The sequence below is a fragment of the Pseudomonas palleroniana genome (assembly GCF_003031675.1).
Taxonomy (GTDB): domain Bacteria; phylum Pseudomonadota; class Gammaproteobacteria; order Pseudomonadales; family Pseudomonadaceae; genus Aquipseudomonas; species Aquipseudomonas palleroniana.
The window spans coordinates 114,522-125,372 of sequence record NZ_PYWX01000068.1 but is presented as its reverse complement, the minus strand read 5'-3'; the positions used below and the strand labels follow the sequence as shown (position 1 = coordinate 125,372).

The following is a 10,851-nucleotide window of genomic DNA, read 5'->3' as shown; positions in this document are numbered from 1 at the left end:
GGGTCTAGAGTGGGGTCATAAACAGACTGGCTACGGTGTCGGAGTCGACGCCTACTTTGCTCAGCGCGTCGCTGCGGTATTCACTGACACCGAGGTGCAGCACTTTGGGCGTGGGGTCGGTGTTGGCATAGGGTCGGGGAAATTTTTTGTTGGTGAATACGTCATTCATTGCTTTGCGCAAGCTGCCCAGCGTCGGAAACTCAGCCAAACCGTAATTGGGCTCGAAAAAGAAGTAAGTACGCTGCCCCCCTTCAACCTTGACCCCCACGACCATGGCGTGGCCTTTATCACTGACCAGGATGTATTTGGTCTGGGGAGCCGTGACCAGTTCATCAGCTATCACGTTGAAGGGTTTAGAGGGCACATTGGATATGCCATGGAATGCAGTCGGCTGGGCGAACCGGCTTTGCATGCCCGTGACCGTCTGGATAAAGCGCTTGGAAGCGGCGCTGTTCGGATTGGCCGCCGCTTTAAAGAGGTTGTCGATGAACTGCTGCCCCTTGCCCCGTTTTATCGCCTCGATCATCACATGGGACAGTGCTGCACACTGGCCTTGGGATAACGGCTGCACCTGGCTCAAATAAAACAATTGCGAGATCGGCGTGACCCTGCCACCCGCACTACGCACAGCATTGTTGAACACATCGACGCCCTTCAAACTAAACTGCACCGCTACCCGTTCCTGTTGCCGCGCCAATATGCCGAGATTTTTGGGCGTGTGTTTTTGGCTCACAGCCAGCTTCTTGATTTGGGCCGACTTCATGCCCGCTGAATAACCAGGCACATCGGCCGGGTTGCCATTCAAGTAGCCTTCGCGAAACGCGGCGGCGTGGGCGCCGTTTTCCGCCTTGCGGGTGACGTTCTGCCATTGGGTGTCCAGGTGGGTGGTTGTCGTGGGCTTGAAATCCGCCAAGGGCCTGCCAAAGGACTTGTTGGTGGCCGGGTTGTAGGCAAACCACCTGCCGGAGCCTGCATCGAACTTGGCAATGGTCGGGTAATACCCTCCAGCGCCGGCGGCTTTAGCCGTGCCCTCGAACAGATCGCTGCGCTGGGACACCACATTGGCCTGCTGCGGGGTCAGGCGTACGCCTGACTGCGTGGTTTTGCCGGAAAAACCTGTGCGTACGCGTCGAACGGCGTCAGTGAGCAATTTTGAGCCCGCCTTGGCGCCCGTTTTCGCACCATCGGCGAACCCCATCAGCAATGATTGCCCGAACATCTTGCGTACAGGCGTGATGGAGCTTTTGGCGGCTGCCTGGACTGTATCCTTGGCAACGCCTTTGAGGGCCCCACCTCCCGCGCGGCCAATGCCCGCAGTGGTGGCTGTCATCACGACATCGAAGATGATATCCCCTGCCGCCGCGACGTAATCACCGTTCACCAAGTTCCTGATCATCGAAACGCCAGGAAAAAAACCGATGATGCGTTGGAAGTCGGCATGCGCCTGCGCCTTTTCTTCGTCGAAAGTCGTCACCGCCAGGGTGCTCTCCCGGACGTCATCAAGGTGATAGCCCTCAATGATCTCGTCCGCCAATTTCTTGCCGAGGTACTGGCTGCGGCTGCTGGAAAAAGCGTTGGAAGTTGATTTGCTGTCAGGCCGGGCTTGTTGCTGACGGGCCTCTTCGTCCGACTCGGGCACAACCCGCGTGATTTCGCGCGCGTCCTCCGTCTTCTCGTCAAATGCCTCGCCAACCACTGTGTAGGGTTCTTGCAACCCTTCCTTGAAGGTCTCTTGCCAGTCGTCGTGGCGTTGCACCCGATTATGGCGCGGGTCGAACTCGTAATAAGTCGCCTTGCCCTCATGCTCGGTTTTTATAATCAGCTTGCCCCGCTCTTCGAGTGGCTCGGGCTGGTAGTACTTCCATTCCTTTGTTCTCTCTCGCTCCAGGATGCGCCTCGAGACACCGGGTCGATAAATCGTCAACGTCCCGCTTTCGATATTCTTCCGATCTTGCGGAGCGAGATTGGCAATCATCGTGCGGGTCACGGTACTCCAGGCTTTACTCAGCCTGGCCCGATATTCATCGAACGCGGCTTTGTGTTCCTGGCCCGGGTCGGGCAGCTCGCGCAGGCGCTTGAACACATCCGCGTCGATCCTCGGATTAGTCGAAACCCAGCCATAACTCCTGGTTTTTTTAGCCAGGTAGAAATCCAGCAGCGAGTAGCTCCCTTTGGGCTCCACGCTCAGTGCCGGCGACAGCGTATGCGCCCCCGAAGCCACACTGCTGCTACGGATAGTCTTCTCTTCGAAGTCGATGCCCTCGCCAAACTCTTGCTTGAGCCGGGCCAGTGCGACTGAACGCTGGGTCGGGGCCGGCGTGGCCAGGACCTCGATCGCCTCGACCAGCTCATTCTGCTGGTCGCTGATAGCCTGCCGGGTCGCGCTGATCTGCTGCTCGGTGTAGGGCCCTTGGGGGCCAAGCAGGCCATGCCCCCTGCCCCACTGGATAATCGCCGGCACCTGGGTCTGGTCCTGAATCAGTTGATCCTCTTCGCGAACCGGGTCGGTCGCATCAAACTCGACCACCTCGGTGAAGGTCATCTGCGCGCTGGCACCCGGGCTGGTGGCTTCAATACGCGCCACGGCAGACTTGAGGCTGAGCGAGGCGAACGAGTTGAAGGTTACCTCCGCTGGAACACCCTTGACCTGCAGTTCCGGGGCCTTGCGGCTGAGCAGCAGCATCGCGGCAATCGGTGCCGCCTCGGGCGTGGTTTTATTGGTATTCACCAGATGTTCGATCAGCTGTTGCTTGATCACTGAAACCGGCTGGCGGTAGAAGTGCGGGGCCGCCAAGTCGAATCCCGCCACATATTGCTCTGCGGGCTCCTTGGGGTCTGACAGGCTGGCAGCGTCGAGCGTTACGCCCAGGGCCGTCAGCAAGACTTCTTCGGGGCTCATGTGCGCGGCCACTTCGCCCAGGCGCGCTTTAAGCTGCGCGCCTAATTGCCTGCCGACACTCGAGTTCAGGATCCACTGCATCACGGCATGGGGGTCGCCGGTATTGAGCACACTGCGCGGCACGTTTTTTACCAGGGCGCCCAGCACATCGGTGGTGCCCAATGCCGAATCCGGGTCCAGCCCCGGCAACGGCGGCTTGTTCTCGGCAATGATCCGGAAGAGCTCAGCCTGGTCTTCAATGGACAGCGGCTGTGGCCATGCCAACGCCCCGCCATAGTTACCGTAGGGGGGAGCGGGCAATGCCGGGGCGGCCAGGGCGCGGATCAGGTTGTACATCTGCTGCGGATTTTGCGGAACCTGCCAGCCGCCGGCAGCCAGCACGTCCGCCAGGGTCGCTTCCGGCTGGTCGGAAGACTGCCCATACGTTGAATCGTGATGAATCGGCATAAAGCCGTTCAACAGATAGTTGACGTTCTCGCCCCGGTAGCGCTGCAAGTGTTTGAGCAAATTGAACTGATTAATGCTGTCGCCCAGGTCGTTCTTCTGCTGTTGCAGCAACTGCGGGGATTGATATTCAAGCCTCACATATGTCTCGCCGGGCTTGAGGGTATCGAACGCCTGGTTGTGCTCGAGCTGCGTCGCCCGTTCGAGGGTCTGGACGCTGTAGTGAGGCAGCAGCACCTCACCATGAAAGCGCGCAACGATAATCAGCGGCGCCGATGTGGGGCTGGTCGGAAGGTCCACGGCCGAGGGGTAGAAGGCTTTCATCGCCGCCATCACCGGCGCCAGCGCAGCCTGCCACTGCGGTGCCTGATCCTTGAGTTGAAGCCGTGTACTTTCGCCGTTGATGACCACGGTCAGGGTCTCACCATCAACGGTGATCGGCTGAGTGGTATCAATGTTGAGCGCCTTGGCCCAGGCGAGGAACATCGGGCTGTGGGAGGCGTTGTACAACGCCTGCCACCACCCGCCGAACGCCGTCTCCTGGGGAATATCGTGAAGCATTCCGGCGCTGGACTTTTTTTCAACGGCCTGCCGGATGCCGCTGATGTACAGCTGCAACAGACGCGGTTCACCGGCCGCTGCGGGCGCCGTTTCAGGCAACGATATCGGTTCGCCCGAGGCCGCTACGGAAGTCACAGGTGTCGGAATGGCAAAGCGCTGATTCGACGAAACGGGAGACGCAAACATGGGGAGCCCTCTGACAGAAAATAAGCATCGCCCGTGACGAAGTAACGCTCATCAAGGGCATCGCTTATTGGGCACTGGCTGTCAGACGGTTCCTGTTTGGGGATCAGAAGGATGTAACGGGACGTGCCCTTTATCAGGCCAGCAAGTGCTGGATGTGCTCCTGCAGGGTATCGAGGTCAAACGGCTTGGCCAGGATCGGTGCATTCCGCGTGATCGGGCTGTTGCAGTCGAGGATTTCCTGCGGGTAACCACTGATGAAGATCACTTTCAGTTCAGGCCGCAGCTTGATGGCGGGCTCGGCGATCTGTACCCCGGAAATCCCGCCCGGCAGGCGGTAATCGGTCACCATCAGATCCAGGTGCGGCTTGGTCGCGAGGATCTCGAAAGCCTGCTCGCCATCGCTCGCTTTCAAGACCCGATAGCCCAGGCCCGCCAGGTATTCACCCAGCACGAACATAATGGATTCGTCGTCCTCGACGATCAGAACGACATCTTGCGCATCTTCACTCATGGGAAGCCTTTGTCCGGTCAATTGCTGCTGTTACGACCATGGGGTCACGCAGAGGTTGCGTCGAAGCGACGATTGATTTCATGCCGACGCCGCCAGGGGCAGGCAGACGCGAAACAAGGCGCCCTCGCCTATCCGGCTTTCCACTTCGATGGTACCGCCGTGGGCCGTAACGATCTGCTCGGAAATAAACAGCCCGAGGCCAAGGCCGGCGGCTACCTGGCTGGCCGAGACGCGTTCGAACTGCTGGAAAATACGTTTCTGGTTTTCTTCGCTGATACCAATGCCATGGTCGCGTACCTCTACCCGCGCCTCGCCATGCTCGGTGTACACGCGCACCTCCACCGGGCTCTTGGCCCCATAGCGCAAGGCGTTGGTCAGTAGATTGGTGATCACCTGCTCGATGCGGAACTCATCCCAGTGGCCCTCGACAGGCCCTTCACTCGCCCATTGCAGCGTCGAACCGGCGGCCGCCACCTGCGGCGCGAAGTTTTCCACCAGGTTGCCGACCAGTCGGGCCAGGTCGAAACGCGCCGGGCGGATCGAGAGCTTGCCGGTGCGGATACGCGACACGTCGAGCATGTCTTCGATCAGGCGGATCAGGCTGCGGATCTGCCGCTCGTCGCGGTCGACCATGGCGTGCATCTTGTCCAGGGTGAACGCCTCGGCATTGTCGCGAGCCAGGTGCATCTTGCGCAGCTGGGTTTCCAGGATCAGCCCATTAAGGGGCGTACGGACTTCGTGAGCGACGATCGACATGAAGTCATCGCGCATGCGCACCGCCTGCTCCAACTCCGCCTGGGTCGCTTGCAGGCGTGCCAGCAGCAGCTCCTGTTCGCGTCGGCTGCGCTCCAGCTCTTCGACTTGCAGCTTCATCGCCTTGCTCTGGCGGTACAGGTCGACAAACACATTGACCTTGCTCTTCACCGCGTGGATATCCAGCGGCTTGTGCAGGAAGTCCACGGCGCCGCTTTCATAACCCGTGAAGGCGTAGTTGAGCTCACGGCCGGCGGCACTGACGAACACAATCGGGATGTTCTTGGTCTTTTCGGTGCCGCGCATCAACTCGGCCAGCTCGAAACCGTTCATACCGGGCATCTGTACGTCGAGAATCGCCATGGCGAACTCGTGCTCCAGCAACAGGGACAAGGCTTCGTCGGCGCTCAAGGCCTTGAAGACCTGACGGTCCTCGCGCTTGATCAATGCTTCAAGGGCCAGCAGGTTCTCCGGCAGATCGTCAACGATCAGCAGTTTGGCCTGGATAGTACTTAACATGAGGAATTTTCCAGGGTCGCCAGCAATGAGCTTATTTGGCTCAAGGTCAGAATATGGTCAGGTGTATGCAGTGCCAGGGCCGCCAGGGGCATCACGGCAATCCGTGCGTCCCTGGGGTCCTGGACCACGGTGATGCCGCCCGATTGCTTGACGTAGGCCAGCCCGCTTGCGCCGTCCTGGTTGGCGCCGGTCAACAAAATCGCCAGCAGCCCTTTGCCATAGGCATCGGCGGCCGAAGAAAACAGAAAATCGATCGAAGGTCGGGAGTAGAACACGCGGTCTTCCTGGCTCAGCGACAGGCTGCGGTCCTGCTCCACCGACAGGTGATAGCCGGGACCTGCGAAATACAAAGTGCCCGCCTGCAACGTTTCTTTGTCCATCCCCTCGCGCACCGGGATGCGCAGGCGCCGTGCGAACACTTCGGCCAACTGGCTGCGCCGCTCATCCGGCAGGTGCAGTACCGCAATGATCGGCAGGCCGAAATCCTGGGGCAACGGCTCAAAAATATGCAGCAACGCCTCCACACCGCCGGCGGAGGCGCCGACGACGATGGCTTCAATCCCGTGAACCGGGTTGGTGACAGCGTCGTTCATGATTTTCGGTAGATCCGCTCTTGCTTGACCAACGGCTCGAATTGTTTGCTGTAGGCGGAAAAATCCAGGGTTTCCTTGCTGCCCAGCACCAGGAAGCCGCGATGACACAGCGACTCATGGAACAACCCAAACGCCCGATCCTGTAATTTTTTATTGAAGTAAATCAGTACGTTGCGACATGAAATTAATTGTGTTTCTGAGAATACACTATCGGTCGCCAAACTGTGATCTGCAAAGGTCACATTCTCGCGCAGGGTTTTGTCGAAGATCGCGTAATCGTAGGCCGCGGTGTAGTAGTCGGCAAATGACCGCTGCCCACCGGCCTGCTGGTAGTTCGCCGTATAGGCGCGCACGTTCTCCAGGGAGAAAATGCCCTGCTTGGCTTTATCCAGCGAAGCGGGGTTGATATCGGTGGCATAAATGATCGTGCGCTCCAGCAGCCCCTCCTCACGCAGCAGGATCGCCATGGAGTACACCTCTTCGCCCGTGCTGCACCCAGCGATCCAGATCTTGATCGAAGGGTAGGTCTTGAGCAGCGGCACCACTTCCTGGCGGATGGCCAGGAAGTGCGACGGGTCGCGAAACATCTCGCTCACCGGAATCGTCAGGAACTGCAGCAATTGCATGAACGCCGCAGGGTCGTGCAACACCCGCTCCTGCAATGCCGAAATGGTCGCGCAGTCGAGCTGGTGCAAGGCGTGGGCTACGCGCCGTTTGATCGATGCCCCCGAGTAATCGCGAAAGTCGTAGCTGTACTTGAGGTAAATCGCCTCGATCAGCAGGCGCAGCTCAATATCGCTATCGCTGCTTTTGTCCAAAAAACATTGCTCCACTTAAATGCGTTCCATCTTGGGTAGCCACACGCGAATCAAGGAAAACAGGCGATCCAGGTCAATCGGCTTGGCCAGGTAATCGTTGGAACCGGCTGCGAGGCAGCGTTCCTGGTCATCCTTCATCGCCTTGGCCGTGACGGCAATGATCGGCAGTTTCTTCCAGCGCGGGTCCTGGCGGATCAGGGCAGTGGCCTCATAGCCGTCCATTTCCGGCATCATCACGTCCATCAGTACCAGGTCGATATCCTCGACTTCATTGAGCTTGTCGATGGCTTCATGGCCGTTACGCCCGATCACTACCACCGCGCCCTTTTGCTCCAGGGCACTGGTCAGGGCGAAGATGTTGCGCACATCATCGTCCACCAGCAGGATTTTGCGCCCCTCGAACACCTTGTCGCGGCTGCGCGCCGTCTTGAGCATCTTCTGGCGGTCATGGGACAACTGCGATTCGACTTTGTGCAGAAAGAGTGTGACTTCATCCAGCAAGCGCTCCGGGGAGCGTGCGCCCTTGATGATGATCGAGCGCGAGTATTTGCGCAGTTCAGCTTCTTCATCGCGGGTCAGGTTGCGCCCGGTGTAGACGATCACCGGCGGGAACGAGCAGATGTCCTCGGTGGCCATGCGCTTGAGCAACTCGTTGCCATGCATATCCGGCAGTTTCAGGTCGATGATCATGCAGTCGTAGATGTTGGTGCGCAGCAGGTCCAGTGCCGCCTGGGCGTAGGCGACGTCGGTGATCTCGATGTCATCGTCGCCGATCAGCCGGGCAATGCTGTCGCGCTGCAGATCGTCGTCCTCCACCAGCAACACACGCTTGACCTTCTGGGTCAGCTTGGCTTCCAGGCGCGCAAACACGTCCTTGAGCTCCTCGCGGGTCGTAGGCTTGACGGCATAACCGATGGCGCCCATATGCATGGCGGCCTCGACGCGGTCTTCCACGGAAATCACATGCACCGGGATGTGGCGGGTGTTGGCGTGTTCCTTGAGGCGCTGCAGTACCGTCAGCCCGGAATGGTCCGGCAGGCGCATGTCCAGCAGGATCGCATCCGGAATGTATTCCTCGGCCAGGCTGTAGCCTTCGTCCGCGCCGTGTGCCACCAGGCAGTGGTAGCCCAGCTCGTGGGCCAGGTCGAACAGGATGCGGGCGAAGTTCGGCTCATCTTCCACCACCAGAATGCAACGCGTGGCAAATGGGGCTTTGTCGCGGTCATCGGCGAAGCGCGGAATCTGCTCGGTATCGGCCACCGGCAGCGGGGAAATCCTGACCGGGGCCGGCGCAGGTGCTGCCACGACCTGGCGCGGCGCCTCGATCGGCGGGCTGTCTTGCGTACGTTCCACGTATTGCTGCGGCAACACCAGGGTGAACACACTGCCCTTGCCGGGCTCACTGGTCACGGTGATATAGCCGCCCAGCAAGGTAGCCAGGTCGCGGGAAATCGAAAGGCCCAGGCCCGTACCGCCGTAACGACGGTTGGTGGTGCCGTCGGCCTGGCGGAAGGCTTCGAAAATGCTTTCCTGCTGGTCCGGGGCGATACCGATGCCGGAATCGCGCACGGTAAAGGCAATGCTCTCCCCCGGCGCCTGGGAAACCGACAGACTCACCTCGCCCTGCTCGGTGAACTTGATCGCGTTGGACAGCAGGTTCTTGAGGATTTGCTCCAAACGCTGGCGGTCGGTGAACAGCAGCGCCGGCGCACCTTCGAGTATCTGCGCCTGAAAGCCCAGCTTTCGATCCGCCGCCAAGGGTTCGAACATGGCACGCAGGCCATCGACCAGGCGCGGGACGCTGGAACTCTCGGGACGCACTTCCAACTTGCCGGCTTCCACCTTGGAAATGTCCAGGATGTCGTTGATCAGGTTGAGCAGGTCATTGCCGGCCGAATAGATCGACTCGGCAAACTTGACCTGTTCGGCGCTGAGGTTTTCCTGGGGGTTCTCGGCCAGCAGCTTGGCCAGGATCAGCGAACTGTTCAGCGGAGTGCGCAGTTCGTGAGACATGTTGGCGAGGAATTCGGACTTGTATCGGCTGGAGCGCTGCAACTCGTCGGCGCGGTCCTCCAGTGCCGCCTGCGCCTGGTTGAGCTCGATGTTCTTGCGGTCCATGGCGTCGCGCTGGTCGGCCAGGGTCTGGGTCTGTGCGGCCAACTGCTCGTTGGTCTGCTCCAGCTCAGCCTGCTGGGTTTCCAGGTGGGCCTGGGATTCCTTGAGAATCCGCGACTGCTCTTCCAGCTCTTCGTTGGCGGTCTTGAGTTCTTCCTGCTGCACTTGCAGTTCTTCATTGAGCTGCTGGGTTTCGGCCAACACCTCCTGCAAGCGCTGGCGGTAGCGGGCAGCTTCGATGGAGGTGCCGATATTGTCGGCGATCAGCTCCAGCAACTCGATGTCGCGCTCTTGCAATGGGCGCAGGAAACCCAGCTCGATCACCCCGTTGACGCGTTCGTCATTGCTGGTCGGCGCTACCAGCACGCTTCGGGTGGGGCCATCGCCCAGACCCGAGCTGACCTTGAAGTAGTCCACCGGCACATCATCCAGGCGAATCAGGCGATCCTGCTGGGCCGCCTGCCCCACGATGCCTTCGTCGCTGTAGATCGATTGTTCCTGCTGTTCCTGTTCACGCGAAAAGCCATAGGTGGCCACACGTTTGAGGCCACCGTGTTCTTCGCGCACGTACAGCGCGGCGACCACTGAGCCCATGTATTGGGCAAAGAACTGCAGAATATTGCGCCCCAGCATATTCAGGGTCAGTTGACCGAGTACCTGTTCAGCCAGCTCGGTCTGGCCGGTGCGCAGCCAGGCTTGTTGCTCCAGGCGCCGCGCAATCTTCTGTTGCGACGCGAGGTTTGCGTTGTAACTGTTTGATAAAGCGACAAGATTTTTGCGACCGATATACGCCAGAAAACCGCTCAGGCCAAGTACGAAGATCAGGTACAGCGTGACACTGGTCACGGTCGTACGGGTGACCTCTTCATTGCGCGCGATACGGAACTGCTGCTCCATCGCCACCGCGTTATCGTATTCCTGACGGATTTCATCGGTCAGGCGTTTACCCCGGCCAGCCTTCACTGCGCTTCGGTAATCACCGCTGGCGCGCTGCATTTCAATCATCGACTGGGCGTATTGGTTCCACTCAATCTGCAGGGCTTCCAGGCGCTTGAGGCGGTCCACCTGTTGCGGGTTGTCCGACACCAGTTCCTGGAGGTTGCGCAGGTCGGCAATGATCCGGGGCTTGGCCACCTCATAGGGGTCGAGGAAGTGCTCGTCGCCGGTGATCAGAAAGCCGCGCATGCCGGTTTCCAGGTCAACGGTCAGCTTGGACGTCTCGTTGAGGTTGTTGATGACCCGGTCGGTGTGCTCCACCCATTGAATGACGGACAACAAATAGGTGATCAGACACACGAAGAACACGGCGCTGAGCACGCCCACGCCCAAGGGCAGCGCGACGTTTCGGCTCAATAGGTGACGAAAGCTCTTTTCATCGACGGACGATGCAGGAGTCATGGGCAGGCCTTTGCCAAATGCGGAAAAAAACGGAGTTTGCCCCAAAGTTGCCCG

Annotated in this window: 6 protein-coding genes; all 6 read right to left on the bottom strand. The window is 59.6% G+C overall.

Going from position 1 to position 10,851, the window contains the following annotated elements; genetic code table 11:
- Positions 1–4 precede the first annotated feature (4 nt).
- Positions 5–3,754, bottom strand: coding sequence for a hypothetical protein (locus tag C9383_RS23710; RefSeq protein ID WP_143038214.1), 3,750 nt, complete (start codon positions 3,752–3,754; stop codon positions 5–7).
- 469 nt (positions 3,755–4,223) lie between these two features.
- Positions 4,224–4,601, bottom strand: coding sequence for a response regulator (locus C9383_RS23705; protein ID WP_060752999.1), 378 nt, complete (start codon positions 4,599–4,601; stop codon positions 4,224–4,226).
- Between the two features lie 78 nt (positions 4,602–4,679).
- On the bottom strand, positions 4,680–5,873 hold the full coding sequence (locus tag C9383_RS23700) for a hybrid sensor histidine kinase/response regulator (protein WP_090371007.1): 1,194 nt from the start codon (positions 5,871–5,873) through the stop codon (positions 4,680–4,682).
- A complete protein-coding gene (locus tag C9383_RS23695; RefSeq protein ID WP_090371004.1) occupies positions 5,867–6,466 on the bottom strand; it encodes a chemotaxis protein CheB in 600 nt (199 codons plus the stop codon). Before C9383_RS23695 ends, C9383_RS23700 begins: the two co-directional genes overlap by 7 nt.
- The gene (locus tag C9383_RS23690; RefSeq protein WP_090371002.1) at positions 6,463–7,299 is read right to left on the bottom strand and encodes a CheR family methyltransferase; all 837 of its coding nucleotides are present in this window, start codon (positions 7,297–7,299) and stop codon (positions 6,463–6,465) included. The genes C9383_RS23695 and C9383_RS23690 overlap by 4 nt, the downstream gene beginning before the upstream one ends.
- Positions 7,300–10,797 carry a response regulator gene (locus tag C9383_RS23685; RefSeq protein ID WP_090371000.1) on the bottom strand — a complete coding sequence of 1,166 codons (3,498 nt, stop codon included), beginning with the start codon at positions 10,795–10,797 and terminating at the stop codon, positions 7,300–7,302.
- Positions 10,798–10,851 lie beyond the last annotated feature (54 nt).